At 58.5% G+C, this 13,849-nt stretch carries 12 protein-coding genes and 1 pseudogene; 4 read left to right on the forward strand and 9 right to left on the reverse strand.

Features of this window, described 5'->3' with window-relative positions:
- From ACIO0C_RS29295 to sdhC, 5 genes and pseudogenes are all read right to left on the reverse strand, one after another.
- A pseudogene (locus ACIO0C_RS29295) lies at positions 1-358 on the reverse strand (2-oxoglutarate dehydrogenase E1 component); the annotation flags it as partial.
- A gap of 253 nt (positions 359-611) precedes the next feature.
- Complete coding sequence (locus ACIO0C_RS29300; protein ID WP_008063297.1) at positions 612-1,316, reverse strand: succinate dehydrogenase iron-sulfur subunit; 705 nt, start codon at positions 1,314-1,316, stop codon at positions 612-614.
- Between the two features lie 11 nt (positions 1,317-1,327).
- Positions 1,328-3,100 carry a succinate dehydrogenase flavoprotein subunit gene (sdhA, locus tag ACIO0C_RS29305; protein WP_008063296.1) on the reverse strand — a complete coding sequence of 591 codons (1,773 nt, stop codon included), beginning with the start codon at positions 3,098-3,100 and terminating at the stop codon, positions 1,328-1,330.
- Positions 3,101-3,103: 3 nt separating this feature from the next.
- Complete coding sequence (gene sdhD / locus ACIO0C_RS29310) at positions 3,104-3,472, reverse strand: succinate dehydrogenase, hydrophobic membrane anchor protein (protein ID WP_008063295.1); 369 nt, start codon at positions 3,470-3,472, stop codon at positions 3,104-3,106.
- On the reverse strand, positions 3,466-3,840 hold the full coding sequence (gene sdhC / locus ACIO0C_RS29315; RefSeq protein WP_032831904.1) for a succinate dehydrogenase, cytochrome b556 subunit: 375 nt from the start codon (positions 3,838-3,840) through the stop codon (positions 3,466-3,468). The genes sdhD and sdhC overlap by 7 nt, the downstream gene beginning before the upstream one ends.
- Positions 3,841-4,203: 363 nt before the next feature.
- On the opposite strand from sdhC, the gene gltA reads away from it, so the two are divergent.
- Positions 4,204-5,493, forward strand: coding sequence for a citrate synthase (gene gltA, locus ACIO0C_RS29320; protein WP_007959044.1), 1,290 nt, complete (start codon positions 4,204-4,206; stop codon positions 5,491-5,493).
- A 527-nt stretch (positions 5,494-6,020) separates the two neighbouring features.
- On the opposite strand, the gene ACIO0C_RS29325 is transcribed toward gltA, so the two are convergent.
- From ACIO0C_RS29325 to ACIO0C_RS29335, 3 genes are all read right to left on the reverse strand, one after another.
- Entirely contained in the window at positions 6,021-7,679 is a 1,659-nt protein-coding gene (locus tag ACIO0C_RS29325) for a cation acetate symporter (protein ID WP_008061163.1), read from the reverse strand.
- Positions 7,676-7,987 (reverse strand): DUF485 domain-containing protein, encoded by a 312-nt coding sequence (locus ACIO0C_RS29330; RefSeq protein WP_258684927.1) that lies wholly within the window; start codon positions 7,985-7,987, stop codon positions 7,676-7,678. Before ACIO0C_RS29330 ends, ACIO0C_RS29325 begins: the two co-directional genes overlap by 4 nt.
- A gap of 240 nt (positions 7,988-8,227) precedes the next feature.
- Positions 8,228-9,079 (reverse strand): glycine betaine ABC transporter substrate-binding protein, encoded by an 852-nt coding sequence (locus tag ACIO0C_RS29335; protein WP_401317706.1) that lies wholly within the window; start codon positions 9,077-9,079, stop codon positions 8,228-8,230.
- 288 nt (positions 9,080-9,367) lie between these two features.
- Between ACIO0C_RS29335 and ACIO0C_RS29340 the strand changes: the two genes are divergently transcribed.
- A complete protein-coding gene (locus ACIO0C_RS29340) occupies positions 9,368-10,963 on the forward strand; it encodes a beta (1-6) glucans synthase (protein WP_401317708.1) in 1,596 nt (531 codons plus the stop codon).
- Positions 10,964-11,088: 125 nt separating this feature from the next.
- Here ACIO0C_RS29340 and ACIO0C_RS29345 read toward each other — a convergent pair whose 3' ends face one another.
- Positions 11,089-11,457 carry a hypothetical protein gene (locus tag ACIO0C_RS29345; RefSeq protein WP_401317711.1) on the reverse strand — a complete coding sequence of 123 codons (369 nt, stop codon included), beginning with the start codon at positions 11,455-11,457 and terminating at the stop codon, positions 11,089-11,091.
- Positions 11,458-11,680: 223 nt separating this feature from the next.
- Between ACIO0C_RS29345 and ACIO0C_RS29350 the strand changes: the two genes are divergently transcribed.
- Positions 11,681-12,979: a serine/threonine protein kinase gene (locus ACIO0C_RS29350; protein WP_401317713.1), complete on the forward strand. Its 1,299-nt coding sequence runs from the start codon at positions 11,681-11,683 to the stop codon at positions 12,977-12,979.
- Positions 12,972-13,760 (forward strand): VacJ family lipoprotein, encoded by a 789-nt coding sequence (locus tag ACIO0C_RS29355; RefSeq protein WP_401317716.1) that lies wholly within the window; start codon positions 12,972-12,974, stop codon positions 13,758-13,760. Before ACIO0C_RS29350 ends, ACIO0C_RS29355 begins: the two co-directional genes overlap by 8 nt.
- The last annotated feature ends 89 nt before the right edge of the window (positions 13,761-13,849 follow it).

Genomic DNA, 13,849 nt, shown 5'->3' on the forward strand with positions numbered 1-13,849 from the left:
GCCACAGCCCCTGGGGGTCAAGCTGGGCTGGCTGGTGGCCAGGCATAGGGTAGGCCTGGATCAATCGCAGCACTTCAACTTGCTTCTTCTCGTGCTCACTGCTCACGCTGCCGGCGGAAACCGGTTGAGCGCGGCGCTGGTTCTTTGCCAGCAAGACGAAATGATCGCGAATTGTGGAGTGCGAAACATCGGTGGCAGAGTTGCCGTCAGCAGGCAACTTCTGGAAGTAGGTGCGCCACTCTTCTGGCACAGCGTTAGGGTCGTGCAGGTAGAGCTCGTAGAGCTCTTCCACATAGGCAGCGTTACTACCGGATAGGTAGGCGCTGTTCCACATGCGCTGCATCACGCTTTCTTGCATGCTTGGTCACCCTCGGTTAGGGGAACACCACCGGTGTCGACACCGAGCAAACTTGCAGAAGTCCGAATGCAGCGACCAAAACAAGCCACTAGGATCACACTGATAGTCCGGGTACCAGCCCGGATGCCCCTGCTTGTCTCATTTCTTCAAAATAAGAGCCGCAGCCTTTTAAGCTGCTGCTCAGGTTAAAACTACGGCGCCGGTTGAAGCCTGCGCCGCAGCATCTACGGGTACAACGGGTACAGCAGCTGAATCACACGCCGCTGGAGAGCAGCATGTTACGGATGTGACCGATGGCCTTAGTCGGGTTCAGGCCTTTGGGACATACGTTGACGCAGTTCATGATCCCGCGGCAGCGGAATACGCTGAACGGGTCATCGAGCGAAGCCAGACGCTCGGACGTCTTGGTGTCACGGCTGTCTGCCAGGAAGCGGTACGCTTGCAGCAGTGCAGCTGGACCCAGGAACTTGTCAGGGTTCCACCAGAAGGACGGGCACGAGGTCGAGCAGCAGGCGCACAGGATGCACTCGTACAGACCGTCGAGCTTTTCACGCTCTTCAGGGGACTGCAGACGCTCGATGGCCGGAGCCGGCGTGTCGTTCTGCAGGTAAGGCTTAACCTTTTCGTATTGCTTGTAGAAGATGCTCATATCGACGACCAGGTCACGGATAACCGGCAAACCTGGCAGAGGACGAACGATCAACTTGTTACCTTTTACGACGGCAGACAGCGGCGTGACGCACGCCAGGCCGTTTTTGCCGTTGATGTTCATGCCGTCGGAACCGCAAACACCTTCACGGCAAGAGCGACGATAGGAGAAACCTTCGTCCTGCTCTTTGATCAGGGCCAGTACGTCCAGCACCATCAAGTCTTTACCACCGGTATCGACCTGGAATTCCTGCATGAACGGCGCAGCGTCCTGATCAGGGTTGTAACGATAAACACTGACTTGCAACATGGCGGCCACCCTTAATAAGTCCGAATCTTAGGTTCAAAAGTCGGAACAGTCTTCGGCGAGAAGTTCACGGCACGCTTGGCAACGCGCTTCTCACCCGGGAAGTACAGGGTGTGGCACAGCCAGTTTTCGTCGTCACGATCTTCGAAGTCTTCACGGGCGTGAGCACCGCGGGACTCTTTACGTACTTCGGCAGCGATGGCGGTGGCTTCGGCCACTTCCAGCAGGTTCTGCAGTTCCAGAGCTTCGATACGCGCAGTGTTGAACGCCTGCGACTTGTCGTTGATCTTCACGTTGGCGATGCGCTTGCGCAGATCGGCCAGCTGGGCAATACCCTTCTGCATGTATTCGCCGGTACGGAATACACCGAAGTAGTTCTGCATGCAGCTTTGCAGCTCGCGACGCAGGGTTGCCACGTCTTCGCCATCGGTACGCTCGTTCAGAGCGGCAAGGCGCGACAAGGCCGCAGTAATGTCGGCTTCGGTGGCGTCGTCGTATTCGATACCGTCGGTCAGCGCCTTTTCCAGGTGCAGGCCGGCAGCACGGCCGAAGACCACCAGGTCGAGCAGCGAGTTGCCGCCCAGACGGTTGGCGCCGTGAACCGATACGCAAGCCACTTCGCCTACAGCGAACAGGCCTGGGATGATGGTGTCCACGCCTTCGGCGTCCTGGGTGATCGCCTGGCCATGGATGTTGGTGGCAACGCCGCCCATCATATAGTGGCAAGTCGGAACAACCGGAACCGGAGCGACAACCGGGTCAACGTGCGCGAAAGTCTTCGACAGTTCGCAGATGCCTGGCAGACGGCTGTGCAGCACTTCCTCGCCCAGGTGGTCGAGTTTTAGCATCACGTGGTCGCCATTCGGACCGCAACCGTTGCCGGCGATGATTTCCTTAACCATCGAGCGGGCCACAACGTCACGACCGGCAAGGTCCTTGGCGTTCGGAGCATAACGCTCCATGAAACGCTCGCCGTGCTTGTTGATCAGGTAACCACCTTCACCACGGCAACCTTCGGTGACCAGTACGCCGGCGCCGGCGATGCCGGTCGGGTGGAACTGCCACATTTCGATGTCTTGTACCGGTACGCCAGCACGCAGGGCCATGCCAACGCCGTCGCCGGTGTTGATCAGGGCGTTGGTGGTGGACGCGTAGATACGACCTGCACCGCCGGTGGCCAGAACGGTAGCCTTGGCACGGATGTAGGTGGTTTCGCCGGTTTCGATGCAGATGGCGATAACGCCGACGAATTCGCCAGCCTGGTTTTTCACCAGGTCAACGGCGTAGTACTCGTTCAGGAACGTGGTACCGGCCTTCAGGTTGCCCTGATAAAGGGTGTGCAACAGCGCGTGACCGGTACGGTCGGAAGCGGCGCAAGTACGGGCAGCCTGGCCGCCTTTACCGTAGTCCTTGGACTGACCGCCGAACGGACGCTGATAGATACGGCCGGTTTCGGTACGCGAGAACGGCAGACCCATGTGGTCCAGCTCGAAAACGGCGGCCGGGCCTTCCTGACACATGTATTCGATAGCATCCTGGTCACCGATGTAGTCGGAACCCTTGACGGTATCGTACATGTGCCAGCGCCAGTCATCGTTCGGGTCAGCGGACGCGATGGCGCAGGTGATGCCGCCCTGGGCGGATACGGTGTGCGAACGGGTCGGGAAAACCTTGGTGATTACCGCAGTCTTGTGACCGCCTTGCGCCAGCTGCAGCGCTGCGCGCATGCCGGCACCGCCACCACCAATAATGATGGCGTCGAAAGAAATCGTTGGAATGTTAGCCATGAATCAGATACCCCAGAGAATCTGCACACCCCAGACGAAGTAAGCGAACATCGCAACGCCGCATACTGCCTGGAAGAGGAAACGTATAGCCGTCGCGGACTTGCCGAACGCCATTGGCGTCAGGTAGTCGGTCGCAATGGTCCACATGCCGACCCAGGCGTGAGCGCCCAGAGCAACGAGGGCCAGCAGGCTGAAGATACGCATCCAGTTGTTAGCGAAGAGCGCGTGCCATTGGTCGTAGCCAAGGCCCGGGTTCGCCACGAGGTATCCGATCAGGAAAATGAAGTAAGCCGCGAGAACGACCGCAGACACACGTTGCGCCATCCAGTCATAGAGGCCCGAACGCGAGAGGTTCGTGACGTTAGTTACCATATCCAAACTCCTGCCAGAACGATTACCACCACGGAAACGGCGATAATGATTTTCGAGCCCAGCTTGCCGCCTTCCAGCGTCTCACCGATGCCCATGTCCATGATCAAGTGGCGCACACCGGCTACCAAGTGATACAGCAAGGCGGACAGGATGCCCCAAATCACTAGCTTGGCTAGCGGACTGGTCAGACACGCTTTCACCTCACCGAAGCCTTCCTCGGAACTCAGCGACTTGTCCAATGCATAAAGCATGATGGCAAGGCACACGAAGAGGATGACACCGGAGATACGGTGAAGGATGGACGTGTAAGCAGTGACTGGGAGTTTGATGGTCCTTAGGTCTAGGTTTACAGGTCGTTGGCTTTTCACGGCTTTTTTTTCACACTGAAGAGCCCCTAACAATCAGGGCAAAGTTGTTGGGGAGTGCACTGGTCAGGTAACCACCACCCAGGGAGGCGACCCCCAATAACGCAAGCCCAAAAGCCCTTGGCGGTCGGTGGCCGAGTATAGACAGTTAGGCTACTAATGACAACGGACATACCTTCCCAAAACGGCGCATTGCGCAACACGTATAAAAGGCGTAAATGGCGGTCAATTTCGATAAAAAAGTAGGGTTAAAGCCTTCTGGAGCAAGACTTTAGGCAAATTGACATTCAAATTTATCTCACTATAGTGGTGCGGGCCCTGCGTGGGGGGTCTGTCTGATGATTTCAAGCATAAATAGGAGGCCACATGGCTGACAAAAAAGCGCAGTTGATCATCGAGGGCGCAGCCCCCGTCGAGCTGCCCATTTTAACCGGCACCGTTGGTCCCGATGTTATCGATGTTCGGGGCCTGACGGCCACGGGCCGCTTCACTTTCGACCCCGGTTTCATGTCGACCGCTTCCTGCGAATCGAAGATCACCTATATCGACGGCGACAACGGCATCCTGCTGCACCGCGGCTACCCGATCGAACAGCTGGCTGAAAAGTCGGACTACCTGGAAACCTGCTACCTGCTGCTCAACGGCGAGCTGCCGACCGCAGAACAGAAGGCCCAGTTCGTCGGCACCGTGAAGAACCACACCATGGTTCACGAGCAGCTGAAGACCTTTTTCAACGGCTTCCGTCGCGACGCCCACCCGATGGCCGTCATGTGCGGTGTAGTCGGCGCCCTCTCGGCCTTCTACCACGACTCCCTGGACATCAATAACCCGCAGCATCGCGAAATCTCCGCGATCCGCCTGGTTGCCAAGATGCCAACCCTGGCTGCGATGGTTTACAAGTACTCCATGGGCCAACCCATGATGTACCCGCGCAACGACCTGTCGTACGCGGAAAACTTCCTGCACATGATGTTCAACACCCCGTGCGAGATCAAACCGATCAGCCCGGTACTCGCCAAGGCCATGGACCGGATCTTCATCCTCCATGCCGACCACGAGCAGAACGCGTCGACTTCCACCGTGCGCCTGGCGGGCTCCTCGGGTGCCAACCCGTTCGCCTGTATCGCCGCCGGTATCGCTGCACTGTGGGGCCCTGCCCACGGCGGTGCCAACGAAGCCGTACTGACCATGCTCGACGAAATTGGCGATGTCTCGAACATCGACAAGTTCATCGCCAAGGCCAAGGACAAGAACGATCCGTTCAAGCTGATGGGCTTCGGTCACCGCGTTTACAAAAACCGCGACCCACGCGCCACCGTGATGAAGCAGACCTGCGACGAAGTGCTAAAGGAACTGGGCATCCAGAACGATCCGCAACTCGAACTGGCCATGCGCCTGGAAGAGATCGCCCTGACCGACCCGTACTTCATCGAACGCTCGCTGTACCCGAACGTCGACTTCTACTCGGGGATCATCCTCAAGGCGATCGGCATTCCAACCAGCATGTTCACCGTGATCTTCGCCCTGGCGCGGACCGTCGGCTGGATCTCCCACTGGAAAGAAATGCTCTCCAGCCCGTACAAGATTGGCCGTCCACGCCAGCTGTACACCGGCTACGAGTCGCGTGACATCACCAAGCTGGAAGACCGCAAGTAAGATCTTTCTTACGATAGCGTGTTGAGTTGTACCGGAAACGGCCTCCTGCTTTTTATATAGAGAGCAGGAGGCCGTTTTTGTTTGAGCATATCGTTCCCATGCTCCGCTTGGGAATGCCGCCAGGGACGCTCCGCGCTCCGCTGTCGACGCAAGGCTTGAGTCCTGTGCATGTGTGACGCAGAGCGTCACAGGATGCATTCCCACGCAGAGCGTAGGAACGATTATAAATAGCCGATCACCGCCCAATATAAAAAGCCCCGATCTCTCGCCCGGGGCATTTCAGTGCGGCCGTTTTTGTTTGAGCATATCGTTCCCATGCTCCGCGTGGGAATGCCGCCAGGGACGCTCCGCGTTCCGCTGTCGACGCAAGGCTTGAGTCCTGTGCATGTGTGACGCAGAGCGTCACGGGATGCATTCCCACGCAGCATAGGAACGATCATTGACCGATAACCGCCCAATAAAAAATGCCCCAATCTCTCGACCGGGGCATTTGCGTGCAGCTTATAACTTGTAGCGTCTAGCTGCTCTTAGTGCGAAACCGCCCCGCTCGCCCCCAAACCAGTCTGCGAACGAACGAACTGCGGGAAGAACAGCGCCCGCTCGTTATCGGCCGCAGTCGACTTGTCAGTAATCGAGAAGAACCAAATCCCGACAAAAGCGATGATCATCGAGAACAGCGCCGGGTACTCATATGGGAAGATCGCCTTCTCGTGATGCAGGATCTGTACCCAGATGGTTGGGCCAAGGACCATCAAGCCCACAGCGCTCACCAGCCCCATCCAGCCACCGATCATCGCGCCACGAGTGGTCAGCTTTTTCCAGTACATGGAAAGCAGCAGGACCGGGAAGTTGCAGCTCGCCGCGATGGAGAACGCCAGGCCCACCATGAACGCAATGTTCTGGCTTTCGAACAGGATGCCCAGGGCGATCGCCAGCACCGCGAGGGCGATGGTGGTGATTTTCGAGACGCGGATCTCATCCTTCTCGTTGGCCTTGCCCTTCTTGATCACACTGGCGTACAGGTCGTGGGACACCGCCGAGGCACCGGCCAGGGTCAGGCCGGCAACCACTGCCAGAATGGTCGCGAACGCTACCGCCGAAATGAAGCCGAGGAAGATACTGCCACCTACCGCATTGGCCAGGTGCACCGCCGCCATGTTGTTACCGCCCAGCAACGCGCCAGCCGCATCTTTAAAGGCCGGGTTCGTGCTCACCAGCAGGATCGCGCCGAAGCCGATGATGAAGGTCAGGATATAGAAGTAGCCAATGAAGCCGGTTGCGTACAGCACGCTCTTGCGTGCTTCTTTCGCGTCACCCACGGTGAAGAAGCGCATCAGGATGTGCGGCAGGCCCGCAGTACCGAACATCAGAGCCAGACCCAGGGAGAACGCGGAGATCGGATCTTTCACCAGGCCGCCCGGGCTCATGATCGCTTCACCTTTAGGGTGAACCTTGATCGCCTCGGAGAACAGCATGTTGAAGTCGAAGTTGACGTGTTTCATCACCATCAGCGCCATGAAAGAAGCGCCGGACAGCAGCAATACCGCCTTGATGATCTGTACCCAGGTGGTCGCCAGCATGCCGCCGAACAGTACGTAGGCGCACATCAGGATACCGACCAGGATCACCGCAACGTGGTAGTCGAGGCCAAACAGCAACTGGATCAGCTTGCCGGCACCGACCATTTGCGCGATCAGGTAGAACGCCACCACCACCAGCGAACCACAAGCGGACAGCGAGCGGATCTGGGTTTGCCCAAGGCGATAGGACGCCACGTCGGCGAAGGTGTACTTGCCCAGGTTACGCAGGCGCTCGGCGATCAGGAACAGAATGATCGGCCAGCCCACCAGGAAGCCGATCGAGTAGATCAGGCCATCGTAGCCAGAGGTGAATACCAGCGCGGAAATACCCAGGAAGGATGCCGCGGACATATAGTCACCGGCAATCGCCAGACCGTTCTGGAAGCCGGTGATCTTGCCACCTGCCGCGTAGTAGTCGGAGGCCGACTTGTTTTTCTTGGAAGCCCAGTAGGTGATGCACAGGGTCGCACCAACGAATGCGACGAACATCAGGATCGCCGACACGTTAAGCGGTTGTTTTTGCACGGCGCCAGTCAGGGCATCAGCCGCCCAGGCGCCCGGTGCGAAGGCTGCGATGCTCAAAAGAGCCATTAGACGCCGGATCATTGCTGAGCCTCCTTGAGAATCGCATTATTCAGGTCGTCGAATTCGCCATTGGCGCGTCGTACGTAAATACCGGTCAGGACAAAGGCCGAGACAATCAGCCCGACACCGATCGGTATGCCCCAGGTAATCGATGACTCGGGGCTGATTTTCGCCCCCAGTAAATGCGGACCGTAAGCAATCAAAAGGATGAATCCGGAGTAAAGCCCTAGCATGATCGCCGAAAGAATCCAGGCGAATCGTTCCCTCTTGCTAACCAGCTCCTTGAATCGCGGGCTGTTTTGAATCGAGAGGTAAATGCTGTCGTTCATTGTTTTTATCCTCGCAGCACAGATTTAGTTGGAACGGTATCCACTCTATGCGGCTGCGGGGCAGGTTCCAGACGACCTTAGTCTTAGAGCCACGTGACGTATTTGCCAATTTCCAGCACACCTGAAACAACTGTAGGAGCGAGCTTGCTCGCGAAGGCGGCGTAACAGACAACAATGATGTTGAATGTTATGGCCCCTTCGCGAGCAAGCTCGCTCCTACAGGGTACAGCGAGATGCCCGTTATTTGGTCCAGTCAGCCACGCGCTCCGGGTGCTTGGCTACCCAATCCTTGGCCGCCGCTTCAGGCTTGGCGCCTTCCTGGATGGCCAGCATGACTTCGCCGATTTCGTCTTTCGAAGCCCACTGGAAGTTCTTCAGGAACTTGGCCACTTCCGGTGCCTTGGTCGCAAGCTCTTTGCTGCCGATGCTGTTCACGGTTTCAGCCGCGCCATACACGCCTTTCGGGTCTTCCAGGAAACGCAGTTTCCACTTGGCGAACATCCAGTGCGGCACCCAACCGGTGACGGCGATGGATTCGTTTTTCTTCTCGGCACGGGTCAGCTCGGCGATCATGCCGGCGCCGGAACTGGCCTTGAGTTGATAGCCGGTCAGGTCGTAGTCCTTGATCGCCTGCTCGGTCTTGAGCATCACGCCTGAACCGGCGTCGATGCCGACGATGCGCTTCTTGAAGCTGTCATCGGTCTTCAGGTCTTCAAGGGACTTGGCCTTGACGTACTCCGGCACGATCAGGCCGATCTTGGCGTCCTTGAAGTTCGGGCCGTAGTCGACGACCTGGTCTTTGTTCTTGGTCCAGTAATCACCGTGGGTCACTGGCAGCCAGGCCGACAGCATAGCGTCGAGTTTACCGGTGGCGACACCCTGCCACATGATCCCGGTGGCGACGGCTTGCAGCTTCACGTCGTAATTCAGTTTCTGCTTGATCACTTCAGCAGCCACGTGAGTAGTCGCGACGCTGTCGGACCAGCCGTCAACGTAACCGATGCTCAGGGTCTTGTTCTCGGCATTGGCGAATGTGGAGCCCATCGCAAGTACCAGAGCGGCACCTGCGCCTAAAAGTCGTCGCATCTTCATCGTTACTTCCCCGAAAGTGCTGCGCTCGACGGATGCCGAGTCGCGTCAACGTATAGTTATAGTGCACAGCGCCCCCATCACGCCCCACCGCAAACTCGTTCGAACATCAGCGGAGTACTGACAGTAGCGATCATCAACCTGACGCTATCAGCGACCTGCTCTGCCAGCGACCTCAAGGCAGCGAGAAACGACATCAGAACGCCATTAACGTTGAGCGCGTCAGACCTCCCGGGCAATCCGCCCGAACTTTGCATGTCAAAATCATGCAGGCCACCAAGCACGCGACAAATGCAGGTAACATGCGCCGCTTTGCTCCCAGACGGCCTGACCATGCCTGCGACATCGCGCTTTCCTTTTTTTGCCTATCTATTCGCTTGCCTGCTGGGGCTGTTTGCCCTGGGTGGCTTCTGGTACGGCCTCGGCAAACCGGTGATCCTGCCGGACGTCGCCAGCGCAACGCACAAGTTGCAATGCGCCTCCTACACCCCGTTCGACAAGGACCAGTCGCCGTTCGACGTGCCGTTCAATCTGCGTCCCGAGCGCATGGATGCCGACCTCGCGCTGCTGGCAACTCGCTTCGAATGCATTCGAACCTACTCGATGACGGGGCTCGAGGCCCTGCCGGATCTGGCGCGCAAGCACGGGCTGAAAATGATGATCGGCGCCTGGATCAACAGCAACCCGGTAGACACCGAAAAAGAAGTCGACCTGCTGATTGCCTCGGCCAACGCCAACGCGGACGTGGTCAGCGCGGTGATCGTCGGCAACGAAACCCTGCTGCGCAAGGAAGTCACCGGTGCCCAGCTGGTGAAGCTGATCAACAAGGTCAAAAGCCAGGTCAAGCAACCGGTTACCTATGCCGATGTGTGGGAGTTCTGGCTCAAGCACCCGGAAATCGCACCGGCGGTGGACTTCCTGACCATCCACTTGCTGCCTTATTGGGAAGATGACCCTTCGAACATCGATGCCGCACTGCAACATGTGGCGCAAGTGCGCCAGGTGTTCGGCAACAAGTTCGCGCCCAAGGACGTGATGATTGGCGAGACTGGCTGGCCGAGCGAAGGCCGCCAGCGTGAAACCGCCTTGCCGAGCCGGGTCAACGAAGCCAGGTTCATTCGTGGTTTTGTCGCCATGGCCGAGCAGCACGGTTGGCACTACAACCTCATCGAGGCCTTCGACCAGCCGTGGAAACGCGCCAGTGAAGGTGCGGTCGGCGGTTATTGGGGGCTGTTCGATGCCGATCGCCAGGACAAGGGCGTGCTCGCAGGGCCGGTAAGCAACGTGCCGTATTGGTCGCAGTGGCTGGTTGTCGGCGGGTTTATCTTCCTTGGCACACTGATTCTCGGTGGACGCGTGCGCAGCACTCGCGCCGCACTGGTGCTGCCGCTGTTGGGTGCATTGGCCGCTTGCTCGATTGGCGCCTGGGGCGATCTTGCACGGGTCACCACGCGCTTTGCCAGTGAATGGTTGTGGGTTGCTGTGCTGACTGCATTGAACGTGTTGGTGCTGGCCCACGCCGCGCTGACGCTGAGCCCTCGCACAGGTTGGCGTGGATGGGCGTTCAATGCGCTGGAACGTCGGGCTGGCTGGATACTGGCAGTGGCCGGATTTGCCGCCGCGGTGATGATGCTGGAGCTGGTGTTCGACCCGCGTTATCGCAGCTTTCCAAGCGTCGCCTTCATCCTGCCAGCACTGGTTTACCTGTGCCGCCCCGTGCGCGTGCCGCGTCGGGAGATCGCCCTGCTGACCTTCATCATCGGTGCCGGCATCGCGCCGCAGCTGTATCAGGAAGGCTTGTACAACCAACAGGCCTGGGGTTGGGCGCTAGTGAGTGTGTTGATGGTGATAGCATTGTGGCGCAGTTTGCGGGTTCGCAAGGGCTGATTTGTAGCACGGCATCGGCCTCTTCGCGAGCAGGCTCGCTTCCACACGTCGATCTTCAGCGTAGATAAAATCTGTGCTCAATGAAGGTCTATTGTGGGAGCGAGCCTACTCGCGAAGGCTATCTATCAGGCGCTACGGGAGGCCCTGACCAACCGCAACCCCGCAATCACCACCGCAAACACCGCCATTGTCGTGTTATACAGCGCCAGCGCCGGAAACCCGAGCACCAGCGCCAGTACCGCCAACCACCACCCTGCCCTCCCGGGCAATACAAAGCCGATCACCGCGGCAGCCAACGCACCCCAGCCCAATACCTGGAAATGAATCATCAGGCCCAGGCTCGAACGGACCTGGCATTCCCAACGACTTGCCTCATCCACGCAGATGCCGACCCACTGCGAATCCTCCATAAAGCCATAACGCGCTCCATAACTGGCGGCCAGCCAGAGGGGCAGCAGGACGAGCAGCAGAATCACGGGCAGACGGCGGGACATGGAGCACTCCAATACGCGAAAACGGCGGCCAGCTTAATCGCCCGGCAGCATGACGCAAGCAATAACAACTGTTAACTGGTCATTCAATCACTGCAAAGTGTATCTTCCCGCTACTATTACTCGGAATTAAGGCCTGTTTGGTGCCGATGCGTGGCACTTTGGCGCAGATCCAGTGGTCATAGCCTGCGAACTTCATTCGGCACCTTCTCTAAGGGATCTAGTCATGCTCCGTTCCTTGCGCTTAGCCGCCCTGTTTGGCGGCCTTATCTTGAGTGCGCCCGCACTGGCGGTCGATATCGACGCCGCCAGTTATGGCTACCCCTTGACCAACCCGTTTGAGGCGACGATTGCCACGACGCCGCCGGACTTGCGTCCCGAGCTGCCGCTGGATGACGACATCGATCAGGCGGACCGCAGCGTCACCTTGCGCCCGGAACGCGCGTTCGAACTGCCGGACAACTTCTGGCCAGTGAAGAAACTCACCTATCGCATCGCCACCCAGGATAAAGCCGCGCCGCTGATTTTCCTGATCGCCGGCACCGGTGCGCGCTACGACAGCAGCCTCAACGAATACCTGAAAAAGCTCTATTACAAGGCCGGGTACCACGTAGTGCAGTTGTCGTCGCCCACCAGCTTCGACTTCATGAGCGCTGCCTCACGCTTTGCCACGCCCGGTATCACCAAGGACGATGCTGAAGACATGTACCGGGTGATGCAGGCGGTGCGTGCACAAAACCCGAAACTGCCGGTCACCGATTACTACCTGACGGGCTACAGCTTGGGCGCACTGGATGCGGCATTCGTCGCGCACCTGGACGAAACCCGCCGCAGCTTCAACTTCAAGAAAGTGCTGCTGCTCAATCCTCCGGTCAATCTCTACACCTCGATCACCAACCTGGACCGACTGGTGCAGACCGAGGTCAAGGGCATCACCAACACCACCACCTTCTATGAGCTGGTGCTGAACAAACTGACCCGTTACTTCCAGCAGAAGGGCTACATCGATCTCAACGACGCACTGCTCTACGACTTCCAGCAGTCCAAGCAGCACCTGAGCAACGAACAGATGGCCATGCTGATCGGCACCTCGTTCCGTTTCTCCGCCGCCGACATCGCCTTCACCTCGGACCTGATCAACCGCCGCGGCCTCATCACCCCACCGAAAACGCCGATCACCGAAGGCACCAGCATGACGCCGTACCTCAAGCGTGCGCTGCAATGCGACTTCGACTGCTACATCACCGAACAATTGATCCCGATGTGGCGTGCCCGCACCGACGGCGGCAGCCTGCTGCAACTGATCGACCAGGTGAGCTTGTATGCCCTGAAGGACTACCTGCACGACAGCCCGAAAATCGCCGTGATGCACAACGCCGACGATGTGATTCTCGGCCCTGGAGACCTCGGCTTCCTGCGCAGGACCTTTGGCGATCGCCTGACCGTTTACCCGCTGGGCGGCCATTGCGGCAACCTTAATTACCGCGTCAACAGCGACGCCATGCTGGAGTTCTTCCGTGGCTAAATACCTCCTGCTCATCGCCGCGTTACTCAGTGCAGGCATCGCCCATGCGGACAACAGCAAAGCCAACGCCCCTGTCGTCATCGACAGCGACGGTTTCAAGGAACCCCTGAGCAAACTCAAGTTCAACCCGGGCCTGGACCAGCGCGAATTCGAACGCTCAACGCTCAGCGCCCTGAACGTCTACGACCCGCTCGAGCAGTGGAACCGCCGCGTCTATCACTTCAACTACCGGTTCGACCAATGGGTGTTCCTGCCGGTGGTCGACGGCTATCGCTACATCACGCCGAGCTTCTTGCGCACCGGCGTCAGCAACTTTTTCAACAACCTCGGCGACGTGCCAAACCTGCTCAACAGCCTGTTGCAGTTCAAGGGCCAGCGTTCGATGGAAATCACCGGCCGGCTGCTGCTCAACACCACCATCGGCATCGCCGGCCTGTGGGACCCGGCCACCGCCATGGGCTTGCAGCGCCAGAACGAAGACTTCGGCCAGACCCTGGGCTTCTATGGTGTTCCGAGCGGCGCCTACTTCGTATTGCCGATCCTCGGGCCTTCCAATCTGCGTGACACGGGCGGGCTGCTGGTCGATTACAGCGCCGAGAACGCCATCAACTTCCTCAACGTGGCCGAAGTCAGCTCCAACCATCCGGAAGTGTGGATCCTGCGTGGCATCGACAAGCGCTACCAGACCGGTTTCCGCTATGGCCAGCTGAACTCGCCGTTCGAGTACGAGAAAGTGCGTTACGTGTATACCGAGTCGCGCAAGTTGCAGATCGCCGAGTAATTCGGCTACACAGAAAAACCTGTGGGAGCGAGCTTGCTCGCGATGGCGGTGAGTCAGACAACTTTGATAGTGGCTGACACGGCCTCATC

The sequence above is a fragment of the Pseudomonas sp. NPDC087336 genome (assembly GCF_044744285.1).
Lineage (GTDB): Bacteria > Pseudomonadota > Gammaproteobacteria > Pseudomonadales > Pseudomonadaceae > Aquipseudomonas.

Coding starts and splice junctions, on each gene's coding strand:
- ACIO0C_RS29335 (WP_401317706.1), bottom strand. CDS start 9,079: ATGAAGATGCGACGACTTTTAGGCGCAGGTGCCGCTCTGGTACTTGCG.
- gltA (WP_007959044.1), top strand. CDS start 4,204: ATGGCTGACAAAAAAGCGCAGTTGATCATCGAGGGCGCAGCCCCCGTC.
- ACIO0C_RS29300 (WP_008063297.1), bottom strand. CDS start 1,316: ATGTTGCAAGTCAGTGTTTATCGTTACAACCCTGATCAGGACGCTGCG.
- ACIO0C_RS29345 (WP_401317711.1), bottom strand. CDS start 11,457: ATGTCCCGCCGTCTGCCCGTGATTCTGCTGCTCGTCCTGCTGCCCCTC.
- ACIO0C_RS29340 (WP_401317708.1), top strand. CDS start 9,368: ATGCAGGTAACATGCGCCGCTTTGCTCCCAGACGGCCTGACCATGCCT.
- ACIO0C_RS29330 (WP_258684927.1), bottom strand. CDS start 7,987: ATGAACGACAGCATTTACCTCTCGATTCAAAACAGCCCGCGATTCAAG.
- ACIO0C_RS29325 (WP_008061163.1), bottom strand. CDS start 7,679: ATGATCCGGCGTCTAATGGCTCTTTTGAGCATCGCAGCCTTCGCACCG.
- sdhA (WP_008063296.1), bottom strand. CDS start 3,100: ATGGCTAACATTCCAACGATTTCTTTCGACGCCATCATTATTGGTGGT.
- sdhD (WP_008063295.1), bottom strand. CDS start 3,472: ATGGTAACTAACGTCACGAACCTCTCGCGTTCGGGCCTCTATGACTGG.
- ACIO0C_RS29350 (WP_401317713.1), top strand. CDS start 11,681: ATGCTCCGTTCCTTGCGCTTAGCCGCCCTGTTTGGCGGCCTTATCTTG.